This is a genomic window from Microbacterium sp. AC132, assembly GCF_979258525.1.
The window spans coordinates 820,329-833,105 of sequence record NZ_OZ409862.1 but is presented as its reverse complement, the minus strand read 5'-3'; the positions used below and the strand labels follow the sequence as shown (position 1 = coordinate 833,105).

Below are 12,777 nucleotides of genomic sequence, written 5' to 3'. Positions count from 1 at the left end.
TGAGGCCAGGAGAGCCGGGGGAGCGAGGCCGCGACAGCGCGGCATCGTGGCGATCATCGTGGGGATGGTCTTGGCGATCGCGGGGCTGCTCGGCTCCACCGCGCCCGCAATGGCGGCTCCGTCCGTGACCTATCCGGGGGCGATCGGCAGCGTCTCGCTCGAGAACGAGAACGGCGGTGGCCCGCTGGTGCAATGGCAGACCGTGCGGATCACGGGCGAGTGGGCCGTCCCGACCGGGGCGCAGGCAGGGGAGACCTTCGGGATGACCCTGCCCGCGGAGTTCAGCCGTCAGTCGGCCGGTGAGTTCACGATCACAGACCCGGCGACGGGTCTGGTCATGGCGAACTGCGTCGTCGCTGCCGGGCAGGGGCCGGACATGGTGTGCACTCTGACCGCAGCGGTCGGCGGCCTCGAGGAGGTCGGCGGCTCGTTCTGGATGGAGGCGCGGGCTTCGCAGTCGACGACCAGCGAGACCGTCGAGTTCGACCTGGGTGACACGATCGAGATCGTCGACCTGCCCGGTGACGGCGGAGTCGTACCGGGAGATTCGGCGGAAGAGGACGAGCCCTACAAGTACGGCGGCGAGACCGCGACCCCTGGACTCCTGAAGTGGGTCATCGGTATTCCGAGCGGCTATGTCGACGACGGTGCCTTCACGATCGCCGACACGCTCGACGCCGGCCGCACCGACCATCACTACACCGGCGACGTCCGGCTGAGCCGGCGGGCCGTCGAGAACGGTGCACAGGTCGGCGACTGGAGCGAGGTCGACCCCTCTGCGTACACGATCGACATCGCCGGCGACGGACAGTCGTTCGAGTTCGCTGCATCCGGTCTGCCGACGGGCGGATTCGCGTATGAGCTGCTGTATTACACGCAGGCGGATGCGCCGGTGTCCGAGGGAGATGTCTTCGGCAACCACGCGATCGTCAACACGTTCGCGACCTCGGCGACCCACACGGTCGTCGAAACGGGTGGTGGCGACGGCAGTGGTGTCTCGTACACGACGTTCGGCATCACGAAGGAGCTCACCGGCGCGCAGGCGGATGCCGCTCGGGACGCGACCTACACCGTGCGCTATTCGGTCGAGGGTTCGGATGCGGCAGCCACCACGATGACGGTTCCGGTGGGGGAGTCGGTGCTCAGCGGACGTGCTCCGCTCGGTTCGACCTTCGTGATCGAGGAGATCGATCTGCCTGAGATCCAGGGGGTGACCTGGGGTGAGTGGACGATCACCGGCGACGGCGTCGTCGACGTCGGAGACGGCACCTTCGAGGTCACGCCGGAAACCACGGCCGGTATCGAGCTCACCCTCACCAACATCGCCAACCCGGTGCCCGTCGTGACGCCGACGCCGACGCCGACGCCGACGCCGACGCCGACCCCGGCCACGCCGGTTCCGACCCCGACCCCGACGCCGGTCGCAACTCCGGCACCGACTCCGGCGCCGACGCAGACCCCGGTCGCGGCTCCCGGCGAGCTCGCTCTGACGGGAGGCGAATCGGGCGCGGCATTCCTGTCGTTGGCGGTCGCACTGATCGTCGGTGGCGGACTGGCCACCGGAATCGCCGCCAGGCGCCGTTCGAGCGCCGGACGTCGCTGACCCCGACACGCACGGAAGCCCACTCGCGTTCGGCGAGTGGGCTTCCGTGCGTTCGACGTCGTTGTCTCAGCGGATCGCGTAGACGGCACTGCCGACGATCACCGCGACGATCGTCGTCCAGCCGATGATCGCGACAGCCTGCCAGATGAGGATGCGGACCTTGCCGACACCCGCCGCGGCGAGCATCGTGGCGGTGAACTGCGTCGGCAGCAGCAGCGGACCGAGCAGGCTGACCCCCGGCACGCCGTAGCGCTCGAACGCCCGCTGGAACTTCTCGCGGCGGGCGCCACCGCGGTCGGAGTCGATCGTGTCTGCGGGTGCCGCCTCGACGGCTCCGCCACCGGCCGCAACGGCCTGCCGGCTGCGGGACCGGTTCACGATCGCGGTGCGTGCACCGGAGCTCGCGATGACGAGCACGGCCACGCAGAGGAAGTTGCCGACGATCGCCGCGACGGCCGCGATCACCGGATTGATGCCGCCGATGATGCCGATCGACACGGCTCCCTCGCCCTCGATGAAGGGGATGGCGCCCGCGAGGGCGACGATGAGCGGCTGAATGAGTTCAGGCACCTGGGCGACGAAGCCCTGGAAGGTCTCGATGAGATTCATGGGTGGCTCCTGCCGGTCTGAGCGACGGTGTCTCCGTCGCGATGCATCCAGTCCACCGTCTGGCGTCGCGCTGCGGCAGTGCCGAACCGTCACTGCTTTCCGGGTGGTTCGCCCGCGGCATCCATGACATGTGTCACGCCCGTATCGTGGGGGCATGCGCAGCACTTCTCCGGTCGTCGATCCTGCCGACGACCCACCCCCGGGAGCCCGCCAGCTCGCCCGAGGCATCACCGCGACCTGGTGGTACACGGTGTCGGCCGTGGCCTTCCTCGAGCTCTTCCTGGTGCTGGTCTGGACGCTGCAGGCGCTCGCCGTGCCCGGCGATGCGACGGCGGCGTTCGTCGTCGGCGTGGGTGGCCTGCTCTGGTGGGGCTCCACCATCGTGCTGCTCGCGGACTACCGCCACCGGCTGGATGCCGAGCCGGGCATCGCGTGGACGCGCATCGCCCTTCCGCTGCTCATCGCGGTCGGCTACGGGATCGCGGGCGGCCTCGTGCTCGACAGCTGGCTGCTCGCGCTCATGCCCATCGCTCAGTCGGTGCTGCTGCTCAACTGGCCCAAGGGGGTGCGCCTGCGGATGGTCGTCCTGACCACCGTGGTGCTCGTGCTCGTCGCCGTCGCCGACGCCGCTCGGGGCGCGACCGAGATCGCGCTCCCCGGCTGGATCCCTGCGCTGTACGCGATCCTCATCCCGGCGATGTCGGTGAGCTCGCTGTGGTGGTGGGATGTGCTGGTCACCGTCGATCGTGCGAGGGCGTCGGAGGCCCGCCTCGCCGCGACGCAGGAGCGTCTGCGCGTGGCGACCGACGTGCACGACCTCCAGGGGCACCACCTGCAGGTGATCGCGTTGCAGCTCGAACTGGCCGAGCGCCTGATGAGGATCGATCCCGACGCAGCTCTCGAGCAGCTCCGGGCCGCCAGGGTCAGCGTCGACGAAGCCAGGCAGGGGACCCGAGATCTGGCGACGCGCTTCCGCTCGGTGCCGCTGGGTGACGAGGTGGCGAATGCCCGTGACCTTCTCGCCGCGGCCGGACTCTCCGTCGAGGCCGACATCGCACCCGACGCCGATGAGGCGCCGTCATCGGCTCTCGGTCCCGTCATCAGGGAGACGACCACGAACGTCCTGAGGCACGGGGCCGGGCGACGGGCTCGGCTCGACCTTCGCAGGGTCGACGACGGGTGGCGCTACGAGGTCGCGAACGATGTGGTGACCGGCGTGGCGACACACCCCGTCGGGTCGGGCCTCGACGGAGTGCGACGCCGGATCTCGGAGGCGGGAGGAACCCTGGAGATCCGGGAGGATGCCGACGAGTTCATCGTCTCGGTGACGGTTCCGCGATCCGATGTGTCGACCGCAGATGGGCAGAGCCGATGATCCGTGTGCTCCTCGCTGACGACGAGGGGATGATCCGTTCGGCGCTCGCCGCCCTGTTGCGTCTGGAAGGAGACATCGAGGTGGTCGCCGAGTGCGCCGACGGTGAGCAGGCGCTCGCTGCTGCGCTCGCTCTGACGCCCGACGTGTGCCTGCTCGATCTCGAGATGCCCGGTCTCGACGGTGTGGAGGTCGCGGAGCGATTGAACCGAGCCATCGTCACGCGCTGCGTGGTGGTCACCCGTCACGCGCGGCCCGGGGTGCTTCGGCGGGCTCTCGCATCGGGTGTCGCGGGCTTCCTGCCGAAGTCACGAGGAGCGGATCAGGTCGCCGATGTCATCCGCAGGGTCGCCGCGGGTGCCCGCTACGTCGATCCTGAGATCGCGGCCGACGCGCTGAGCGACGAACGGTCGCCCCTCACGGATCGGGAGCTGGACGTGCTCCGCGCCGGGCGCCGCGGTGAGACGACGACCCAGATCGCCAGGACCCTCTCGCTCGCGCCCGGCACGGTGCGCAACCACATCTCGGCGGTGCTCGCGAAGCTGTCGGTCGGCACCCGCCAGCAGGCGGTGCTGATGGCCGAGGAGCGCGGCTGGATCTGACTGCGCGGACGCCTGACCCGTGAAGCCCGGAAGGGCGGGTGGGGCCGTGGGAGTTGCCCCACCCGCGAGCCGCTCAAAGGGGAGAGTGCGGCTCAGACCCGAAACCGGCTCGTATCCCCCCAGGCCGACTTCAGGTCTCGTATGCAAGACCCCGAACTCGACGGAAAGTGACGCGGGCGGGAATTCTTTCTGGAACTCCGTGGTCGTCAGCGCATGTGAGGCGCGTCGTCGTGACGGTGGTGCTCGTGCTCGTGGTCGTGGTGCTCGTGCTCGTCCTCGAGGATCATGCCGATCGAAGTGGCACAGGCGTCGCCCTTCCAGGCTTCGAGACCCTCGCGTACCGCGAAGACCGCGATGACGAGGCCGGCGACGGCATCCGCCCACCACCACCCGAACAGGCTGTTGACGCCGAGTCCGATGAGCACGGCGGCCGAGAGGTAGCTGCAGATCAGCGTCTGCTTCGAGTCGGCGACGGCCGTGGTCGACCCGACCTCGAGGCCGGCGCGTCGCTCGGCGAACGACACGAGCGGCATCACGATCACACTGACCGCGGTCAGCACGAGACCGACCGTGCTGTGCTCCGGCCGATCACCGCCGAGCAGCGACAGCACCGACGACGTGACGACATAGGCCGCGAGAGCGAAGAACGCGACGGCGATGACACGGAGGGTGGGCGTCTCCCAGCGCTCGGGGTCGCGTCGCGTGAACTGCCAGGCCACGGCCGCTGCCGAGAGCACCTCGATGCTCGAGTCGAGCCCGAACCCGATCAGCGCGGCCGACGATGCGACTGACCCTGCGGCGATCGCGACGGCCGCCTCGATCACGTTGTAGACGATCGTGAACGCCACGATGAGGCGGATGCGGCGGTGCAGAGTCGCGCGCCGTTCGGCGGTGAGAGTGCTCGTCGACATCAGCAGCTGCATCCTTCGCCGTCGCAGCAGTCCGGTTCGACGATCAGCGTGATGCGCATGAGCTCGTCGAGCGCGGTCGCGAGATGCGGGTCGGCGAGCGCGTAGCGGCTGCGGCGTCCGTCCTGGACGCTTTCGACGAGCCCGCATCCTCGAAGGCACGCGAGATGGTTCGACAGGAGCTGTCGGCTGACCCCGAGCTCGTCCGCGATGTCGGACGGGTACGCCGGCGCCGCTCGAAGCGCCAGCAGGATGGCTGCGCGCGTCGAGTCCGACAGGGCATGACCCAGGCGGGCGACGGCGGCGGTATGGGTGGGCGAGGCGGCGAGGGTCACGATGCAACTGTACAGAAAAGCATGAATTAAGAGAATCGTGAATATATGGTGACGCGCGGCAACATCCCCGACATCTTCGCTCGGTACCGTGAATCGGGCGGCGACATCGGATCGAGAGGGCGACATGGGAGTGACGGTCGAGCGGGTGACATGGTCGCATCCGGATGCGGAGCGGCTCAGGGCCGCGCAGCGCAGCGAACTCGATGCGCGGTACGGCAGCGACGACCATGAGCCGGGCGTCATCCCCTCGGCGGACGACGTGCCCGTCTTCCTCATCGCACGAGAGGAGAGCGGGCTCGCCATCGTATGCGGCGGTCTCCGACCCCTCGATCCGGCCGTGCTCGGAACCGACGTCTCAGAGATCAAGCGGATGTACGCGGCTCCCTCCGCGCGCGGGACGGGCGCAGCCGTGGCGCTGCTGCGCGCACTCGAGGGAGAAGCGCGCCTGCTCGGCATCCGGTCCCTCGTGCTCGAGACGGGCACCGCTCAGCCGGATGCCGTGCGCTTCTACGAACGCGAGGGCTACGGACCGATCCCGCTGTTCGGCCACTACATCGGCAGCGGTCTGTCCCTGTGCTTCGCCAAGTCTCTCTGACCTGGCCGAAAGGCGATCAGCGCGCAGGTGCGACGATCGCCGCGGACTCGGGTGCGAGCACGATGGTCCGCGCGATCGTCCGCACGGGCGCCGTCTCCAGCAGTATCCGCGAGTCGGGGGCGAGATCGAACTCCACCTCCTGCTCGGCGAGATTCACGAGCACCGACACCTCGCCTCGTTCGATCCGGTAGGCCCGGTTCTCCGATGCGCCCTCCGTCTTCGACACGATGACGTGGTTGTGCGACATCTCGGGATCGGTCAACTCGGGCACCTCGCGCCGCAGGGCGATCAGGCGTCGATACAGATCGAAGATGCGGGCGTGCGATGCCGATGCGAGCTCGCTCCAGTCCAGCCGCGATCGCTCGAACGTAGCCGGGTCCTGTGGGTCGGGCACGGCGGCCGGGTCCCACCCCATGCGCGCGAACTCCGCGATCCGCCCCTCCGCGGTGGCTTTCGCGAGCTCCGGTTCCTTGTGCGACGTGAAGAACTGCCACGGGGTGGACGCAGCCCACTCCTCGCCCATGAACAGCATGGGGGTGCCCGGTGCGGTCAGGGTGAGAACCGCGGCGACGGCGAGTCGATCGGAGGAGAGCGAAGCGGCCAGCCGATCTCCCGCTGCACGGTTGCCGATCTGGTCGTGGTCCTGCGCGAATGTGACCAGTCGCCAGGCAGGGACGCTCGGCGGCAGCGGCGCGCCGTGCGTGCGCCCGCGGAACGACGAGTACGTCCCGTCGTGGAAGAACCCGGTCTGAGTGACCTTCGCCAACGCGTCCGGCGCGGCGAAGTCGGCGTAGTACCCGTCGGTCTCGCCGGTGAGCGCGACGTGCACCGCGTGATGCCAGTCGTCTGACCACTGCGCGGTGAGGCCGTTCCCTCCCTCCTCGTGGGAGAGGACCATGACCGGGTCGTTCAGATCCGACTCGGCGATCAGGCTCAGAGGGCGATCGACCTCGCGAGCGAGCGCATCTACGCGCTCGGACAGCTCGTGCAGGAGGTGCGGGGTGCTCTCGTCGTGCAGTGCGTGCACGGCGTCGAGCCGCAGCCCGTCGACGTGGAAGTCACGGAGCCACATCAGCGCGTTCTCGATGATGTACTCGCGCACGGCCGGCTCGTCGAGGTTCACCGAGTCGCCCCACGCCGTGTGCCGGCCCTCGCGCAGATACGGACCGAACTCGGGCAGGTAGTTGCCGCTGGGTCCGAGGTGGTTGTAGACGACGTCCTGGATCACCGCGATGCCGCGTGAGTGGGCGGCGTCGACGAACCGCTGGTATGCGGCGGGTCCCCCGTACCCCTCATGCACGGCGTACCAGAGCACGCCGTCGTAACCCCAGTTCCAGTCGCCGCTGAACGCGTTGACCGGGAGCAGCTCGACATGCGTGATGCCGAGTTCGACGAGGTGATCGAGATGCCCGATGAGCGCGTCGAGCGTGCCGTCCGGTGTGAATGTCCCGACGTGCAGCTCGTAGATCACGCCACCGTCGAGCGGCGCACCGCGCCAGTCCCCGTCGGTCCACTCGAAGCGGGCCGGATCGAAGAGAGCCGAGGGGCCGTGCACGCCCCGCGGCTGCCGCAGCGACCGCGGATCAGGGCGCAGGTCGGTGCTGTCGCCGAGGAGGAAGCCATAGCGCTCGCCCTCGGACATCGCCACATCGGTGCTCCACCATCCCGAACCGTCATCAGCCGACGTGAGGTCGTGCTCCGAGATCGTGGTGCACGCGGGTGTCAGACGACGCAACCGCACGCTGTCGGCGCGGGGAGCCCAGACCGAGATCATCGCTCGTCCACCAGCAGCGCGACCGGATACGTGTCGAGCAGGTCGGCCAGCCGGATCGAACCGCGGCCGAAGCGGCGACCGGTGATCGCGTCCGTCGCCGGCAGTTCGCGGCGCAGCAGCACGGTGTCGCCCCATCCGCCGCGGCGCTCGAGTCCGACGGGCAGACGCGACGCCACCGCCAGCACACCGCCCCGGTCCATCGCGACCACATGATCCGACGCCTCACCGGCGACACCGCCCGGGCGATACCGGTAGAAGAGCTCGGGGTTGTCCCGGCGCAGACGCAACGTGCGCGACGTGACGAGCATCTTCGCGAGGCCCGAGTCGTCGATGGGAGGAAGGATGCCGCGAGAGACGTCGGCATCGAGTCGACCCAGCATCGCCGAACGCGCTGCGAAATCGACCGGCCGCCGGTTGTCGGGGTCGACGAGCGAGTGGTCCCACAGCTCGGTGCCCTGGTAGACGTCGGGCACACCGGGAGCTGCGAGCTGCAGGAGCTTCGCGGACAGCGAGTTGACTCGACCGGGGTCGACGATCTCGCCGACGAATCCCTCGAGGATGGGTCGAGCCCGCCCGTTCGCCGCCTCGGCGATCGCTTCGACGCCCTTCTCGAACTCGAGGTCCGGATGCTGCCATCCGGTCGACTCCGCAGCCTCGCGCGCGGCCTTCAGCCCGTAGGCGAGCAGGCGCTCCGACGAGATCGGCCATGCTCCGACCGCGGCCTGCCAGAGAAGGGAATCGAGTGGCCCGTGTCCTGTCGAGGCGACGGCACGGAGCTCGGTCAGCACCTGCGCCCAGCGGTCCGGAATCTCGGAGAGCACCGACAGACGCGCACGGACGTCCTCGGATCGCTTGGTGTCATGGGTCGACAGAGCGGTGAGCGAGTACGGCCACGACGCGAGCCGCGCCTGCTGGGCGTCATGGAACTCGTCGACCGAGACGGAGGCGATCGAGGGATCGCCGCCGACCTCGGTGAGGGTGCCGAGGCGGGTGTGGCGGTAGAACGCGGTGTCCTCCACGCCCTTGGCCATCACCGCTCCCGTCACCTGCGGAAAGCGCTGCGAGACCTCGAGCGAGGTGTCGAGCAGCAGGGGCGTCAGCTCGGCGATCGATCCCGCGAGGTCGGGGCGGCGCCGTGCGGCGTCGTCGATCGCGTGCTGCAGATGCTCGCGTCCCGCCGGGAGGTAGGACCGGTAGACCGGGAAGCTCGCCACGATCTCGGCGAGCGCGTCCTCGGCGCCGACCACGCCGAACGGCAGAGCCCTGACGAGGCGTCGCACCTCGGACTGCAGGAGGTCGTCGGCGATCATCCGCTTCGTGGAGTGGATCAGGTCGGCCCAGGACTTCGCGGCCGGCAGACCGGTCTCGTCCCGCAGCCGCGAGTCGAGGAGGTCGAGGGCTGCGACTCCGTCGCCGTCGATCAGCACGCGGTCGATCTCGCCCATCGCGTCGTAGCCGGTCGTGCCGTCGGTGCGCCACCAGGACGGCAGCTGCTCACCCGGTTCGAGGATCTTCTCGACGACCGTGTACGCGCCGCCGGTGATGTCGGCGAGTCGCTCGAGGTACTCGCCGGGATCCGTCAGCCCGTCGGGATGGTCGACGCGGAGTCCGTCGGCCAGACCGTCGGTGATCCACCGGGCGATCTCGCGGTGCGACTCCTCGAAGACATCCGGGATCTCGACGCGGATGCCGGCGAGCTCGGACACGGCGAAGAACCGACGGTAGTCGAGGTCGGTGTTCTGGTCCTCCCAGAACCGCAGCTCGTAGTGCTGGGCGTCGAGGAGGGCAGGCAGATCGTCTGCGAGCTCTCCCGATCCCGGTGCCAGGGGAAGCACGTGGTCGAAGTACGACAGCGTTCCGTCGGGGGCATCGTCGGCCGGGGTCGTGTCGACGACGATCTCATCGGCTGACAGCACCTCCGCGAGCGACGACCCGAGGATCGGCAGTCGCACCCGTCCGTCGGACAGTCGCGGGTCGACGTCGAATGCCAGCGCATGGCGCGATGAGCGCCCGAGTCGCAGCAGATCCCACCACCAGAGGTTCGCGCGCGGGACGGCCACGCCGACGTGGTTCGGGACGATGTCGACGAGGACCCCGAGCCCCGCTGAGCGGGCCGCGGCGGAGAAGCGCTCGAGCCCCTCGGGGCCACCGCGGGCATCGTCGACCCGGGAATGATCGACGACGTCGTAGCCGTGGTCCGACCCCGGCACGGCCGCGAGCAGCGGTGAGAGGTACGCCCACGAGGCACCCAGCTCGGTGAGGTACTCCGTGATCGATGCCGCGTCGTCGAGCGTGAAACCCGCTCGGATCTGCAGACGATAGGTCGAGAGCGGGCGGTGGGTCATCGAGGCAGCTCCGGGGTCGGGGCGGGTGACGGAGCTTCGGCGCGCTCGGTCTGGATGCGCAGCGAGGCCTCGACGGAGTCGTCCGTCGGCACCTCGGTCTGATCGACTTCGCGCAGCACCAGCATCGAGTTGGCTTCGAGGGTCACCGGAGCGCCGGCGTCGATCGCGTCGCCTCCGGCACGGTCGCCGGCGGTGTCGACGGCGACCTCCCACGCACGCCCGTGGCGCTCGTCGGGGAGCACGGCGTCGATAGCCTCCGTCCCGCTGTGGAAGTAGACGAGGAAGTTCTGATCCGTCACCGGCTGTCCACGGCGGTCCTTCTCGCGGATGCCCTGTCCGTTCAAGAACATGCCGATCGCGAGACCGAATCCGGAATCCCAGTCCTCGGGCTCCATCCGGCGGCCGTCGGGTCGCAGCCAGACCACATCCGGCACTCGTTCGCCGTCCTCCGACCGCACCGGCCGGCCGTCGAAGAACCGGCTGCGGCGGAACGTCGGGTGCATGCGGCGCAGTCTCGCCACCGCTGCCGTGAACTCGACGAGAGGACGATCCGCCGCCTCCCAATCGACCCAGGTGAGCTCGTTGTCCTGCGCGTAGCCGTTGTTGTTGCCGTCCTGGGTGCGACCGAGCTCGTCGCCGTGCGCGATCATCGGCACTCCCTGCGACAGCAGCAGTGTCGCGAGGAAGTTGCGCTGCTGTCGGGCGCGGACGCGGTTGATCGTCTCGTCGTCGGTGGGCCCCTCGACGCCGTTGTTGCTCGAGCGGTTGTGGGATTCGCCGTCGTTGTTGTCCTCGCCGTTGGCCTCGTTGTGCTTCTCGTTGTACGACACGAGGTCGCGCAGCGTGAAGCCGTCGTGAGCGGTGACGAAGTTGATCGACGCCACGGGACGCCGACCGGAGTGCTCGTACAGGTCGGCGGAACCGGTGAGACGCGATGCGAACTCGCCGAGCGCCTGCGGCTCACCGCGCCAGAAGTCGCGCACGGTGTCGCGGTACTTGCCGTTCCACTCCGTCCACTGCGGAGGGAAGTTGCCGACCTGGTATCCGCCGGGGCCCACATCCCACGGCTCGGCGATGAGCTTCACCTGCGAGACGATCGGATCCTGCTGCACCAGCTCGAAGAAGGCCGCGAGACGGTCGACGTCGTAGAACTCGCGCGCGAGAGTCGAGGCGAGATCGAAGCGGAAGCCGTCGACATGCATCTCCGTGACCCAGTACCGCAGCGAGTCCATGATCAGCTGCAGCGCGTGCGGGTTGCCGGCGTTGAGGCTGTTGCCCGTGCCCGTGTAGTCGGTGTAGTAGCGACGGTCCTCTTCGAGGCGGTAGTACGCCTCGTTGTCGATGCCCCGCATCGACAGCATCGGCCCCATGTGGTTGCCCTCGGCGGTGTGGTTGTAGACCACGTCGAGGATGACCTCGATCCCCGCCGAGTGCAGTGCGCGCACCATGGCCTTGAACTCCTGCACCTGCTGACCGTGCTGCCCGCTGGAGGAGTAGTCGTTGTGCGGCGCGAAGAAGGCGAGCGTGTTGTAGCCCCAGTAGTTCGTGAGGCCCTTTTCCTCGAGGGTCGAGTCGTAGACGAACTGATGCACCGGCATCAGCTCGATCGCGGTGACGCCGAGGTGCACCAGGTGCTCGATGACCGACGGGTGGCCGATGGCCGCATACGTGCCCCGCAGCTCCTCGGGGATGTCCGGGTGCAGCTGGGTCAGTCCCTTGACGTGCGCCTCGTAGATCACGCTCTGTGCGTAAGGGGTCTTGGGCAGTCGGTCGCCCGCCCACTCGAAGAACGGGTTCACGACGACGCCCTTGACCATCGTCGCGGCGGAGTCTTCATCGTTGCGGGAATCGGGGTCGCCGAAGTCGTAGCCGAACAGGGGCTGCCCCCAGTCGACCCGGCCGGCCACGGATTTCGCGTACGGGTCGAGGAGGAGCTTGTTCGGGTTGAATCGCTTTCCCTGCGCGGGGTCGTACGGTCCGTGCACGCGGTATCCGTAGAGCTGTCCGGGCTGCACGGAGGGCAGATAGCCGTGCCAGACGAACGCGTCGACCTCTTCGAGCGGGACGCGCTCCTCGCTGCCGTCGTCGTCGAACAGGCACAGTTCGACCTTCTCGGCGCCCTCGCTGAACAGGGCGAAGTTCGTGCCCTGGCCGTCGAAGGTCGCGCCGAGCGGGTAGGGGGAACCGGGCCAGACCTCGTGGCTCACTGAGCGCGCCGCTTCGAGACGGCGCGGTGCAGGACAGTCCTCACCGCGTCGTGGAAGTCATGCACCTGAGCGATCTCGTCGGCGTGCGGGTAAGGGTGGCCGACGTAGCAGACGAAGACAGGATGCACGTGCTCGACGTATCCGACGGGGCCGTCGTGCAGCACGACGTAGCGATCGAGGTCGACACGCTCGTAGAGGGGTTCGGCCGGCGTCGAGGCTGTCGTGGGAGCCTGGCCGTCCGCGGGCTTGTGGTCATGCGCGGTATGGGTCTTCGCAGTCATGAGGGCTCCTGTTCTGTTGATGGGGTCCACGCTAAGAGATACGAGTTCACAGCGGAACACCATTGCCTCCGCGCGATGAACGCGCTATGTCGTGAGACGCGCATCCTGATCGTGAAATCACCCCGCGCCCACCTGCGACAATGGAA

11 protein-coding genes are annotated in these 12,777 nt (G+C 68.7%); 4 read left to right on the top strand and 7 right to left on the bottom strand.

What is annotated here, in order from left to right; translation table 11 throughout:
* Positions 1-46 precede the first annotated feature (46 nt).
* The gene (locus ACZZZQ_RS03930; protein WP_463506929.1) at positions 47-1,603 is read left to right on the top strand and encodes a DUF5979 domain-containing protein; all 1,557 of its coding nucleotides are present in this window, start codon (positions 47-49) and stop codon (positions 1,601-1,603) included.
* Between the two features lie 66 nt (positions 1,604-1,669).
* On the opposite strand, the gene ACZZZQ_RS03925 is transcribed toward ACZZZQ_RS03930, so the two are convergent.
* Complete coding sequence (locus tag ACZZZQ_RS03925; protein WP_053098813.1) at positions 1,670-2,212, bottom strand: hypothetical protein; 543 nt, start codon at positions 2,210-2,212, stop codon at positions 1,670-1,672.
* A gap of 154 nt (positions 2,213-2,366) precedes the next feature.
* Here ACZZZQ_RS03925 and ACZZZQ_RS03920 point away from each other — a divergent pair, with 154 nt between their 5' ends.
* Both ACZZZQ_RS03920 and ACZZZQ_RS03915 read left to right on the top strand, forming a co-directional pair.
* Positions 2,367-3,587: a sensor histidine kinase gene (locus tag ACZZZQ_RS03920; protein WP_056277026.1), complete on the top strand. Its 1,221-nt coding sequence runs from the start codon at positions 2,367-2,369 to the stop codon at positions 3,585-3,587.
* The gene (locus tag ACZZZQ_RS03915; protein WP_053098815.1) at positions 3,584-4,186 is read left to right on the top strand and encodes a response regulator transcription factor; all 603 of its coding nucleotides are present in this window, start codon (positions 3,584-3,586) and stop codon (positions 4,184-4,186) included. The genes ACZZZQ_RS03920 and ACZZZQ_RS03915 overlap by 4 nt, the downstream gene beginning before the upstream one ends.
* Before the next feature lie 206 nt (positions 4,187-4,392).
* Here ACZZZQ_RS03915 and ACZZZQ_RS03910 read toward each other — a convergent pair whose 3' ends face one another.
* Both ACZZZQ_RS03910 and ACZZZQ_RS03905 read right to left on the bottom strand, forming a co-directional pair.
* Positions 4,393-5,097, bottom strand: coding sequence for a cation efflux transmembrane domain-containing protein (locus ACZZZQ_RS03910; protein ID WP_463506928.1), 705 nt, complete (start codon positions 5,095-5,097; stop codon positions 4,393-4,395).
* Positions 5,097-5,432: an ArsR/SmtB family transcription factor gene (locus tag ACZZZQ_RS03905; RefSeq protein WP_053099385.1), complete on the bottom strand. Its 336-nt coding sequence runs from the start codon at positions 5,430-5,432 to the stop codon at positions 5,097-5,099. The genes ACZZZQ_RS03910 and ACZZZQ_RS03905 overlap by 1 nt, the downstream gene beginning before the upstream one ends.
* Positions 5,433-5,553: 121 nt before the next feature.
* On the opposite strand from ACZZZQ_RS03905, the gene ACZZZQ_RS03900 reads away from it, so the two are divergent.
* Complete coding sequence (locus ACZZZQ_RS03900) at positions 5,554-6,024, top strand: GNAT family N-acetyltransferase (RefSeq protein ID WP_463506927.1); 471 nt, start codon at positions 5,554-5,556, stop codon at positions 6,022-6,024.
* A gap of 16 nt (positions 6,025-6,040) precedes the next feature.
* On the opposite strand, the gene treZ is transcribed toward ACZZZQ_RS03900, so the two are convergent.
* The 4 genes from treZ to ACZZZQ_RS03880 are packed head-to-tail and all read right to left on the bottom strand — an operon-like array spanning position 6,041 to position 12,631.
* Positions 6,041-7,798, bottom strand: coding sequence for a malto-oligosyltrehalose trehalohydrolase (treZ, locus tag ACZZZQ_RS03895; protein WP_463506926.1), 1,758 nt, complete (start codon positions 7,796-7,798; stop codon positions 6,041-6,043).
* A complete protein-coding gene (gene treY, locus ACZZZQ_RS03890) occupies positions 7,795-10,143 on the bottom strand; it encodes a malto-oligosyltrehalose synthase (RefSeq protein WP_463506925.1) in 2,349 nt (782 codons plus the stop codon). The genes treZ and treY overlap by 4 nt, the downstream gene beginning before the upstream one ends.
* Positions 10,140-12,350 carry a glycogen debranching protein GlgX gene (gene glgX, locus ACZZZQ_RS03885; protein ID WP_053098819.1) on the bottom strand — a complete coding sequence of 737 codons (2,211 nt, stop codon included), beginning with the start codon at positions 12,348-12,350 and terminating at the stop codon, positions 10,140-10,142. Before glgX ends, treY begins: the two co-directional genes overlap by 4 nt.
* Positions 12,347-12,631: a hypothetical protein gene (locus ACZZZQ_RS03880; protein ID WP_053098820.1), complete on the bottom strand. Its 285-nt coding sequence runs from the start codon at positions 12,629-12,631 to the stop codon at positions 12,347-12,349. The genes glgX and ACZZZQ_RS03880 overlap by 4 nt, the downstream gene beginning before the upstream one ends.
* Positions 12,632-12,777 lie beyond the last annotated feature (146 nt).

Bases quoted from the DNA above. Each gene is read 5' to 3' on its own strand.
- ACZZZQ_RS03925 (WP_053098813.1), bottom strand. From the start codon at position 2,212: ATGAATCTCATCGAGACCTTCCAGGGCTTCGTCGCCCAGGTGCCTGAA.
- ACZZZQ_RS03920 (WP_056277026.1), top strand. From the start codon at position 2,367: ATGCGCAGCACTTCTCCGGTCGTCGATCCTGCCGACGACCCACCCCCG.
- ACZZZQ_RS03915 (WP_053098815.1), top strand. From the start codon at position 3,584: ATGATCCGTGTGCTCCTCGCTGACGACGAGGGGATGATCCGTTCGGCG.
- ACZZZQ_RS03910 (WP_463506928.1), bottom strand. From the start codon at position 5,097: ATGTCGACGAGCACTCTCACCGCCGAACGGCGCGCGACTCTGCACCGC.
- ACZZZQ_RS03900 (WP_463506927.1), top strand. From the start codon at position 5,554: ATGGGAGTGACGGTCGAGCGGGTGACATGGTCGCATCCGGATGCGGAG.
- treZ (WP_463506926.1), bottom strand. From the start codon at position 7,798: ATGATCTCGGTCTGGGCTCCCCGCGCCGACAGCGTGCGGTTGCGTCGT.
- treY (WP_463506925.1), bottom strand. From the start codon at position 10,143: ATGACCCACCGCCCGCTCTCGACCTATCGTCTGCAGATCCGAGCGGGT.
- ACZZZQ_RS03880 (WP_053098820.1), bottom strand. From the start codon at position 12,631: ATGACTGCGAAGACCCATACCGCGCATGACCACAAGCCCGCGGACGGC.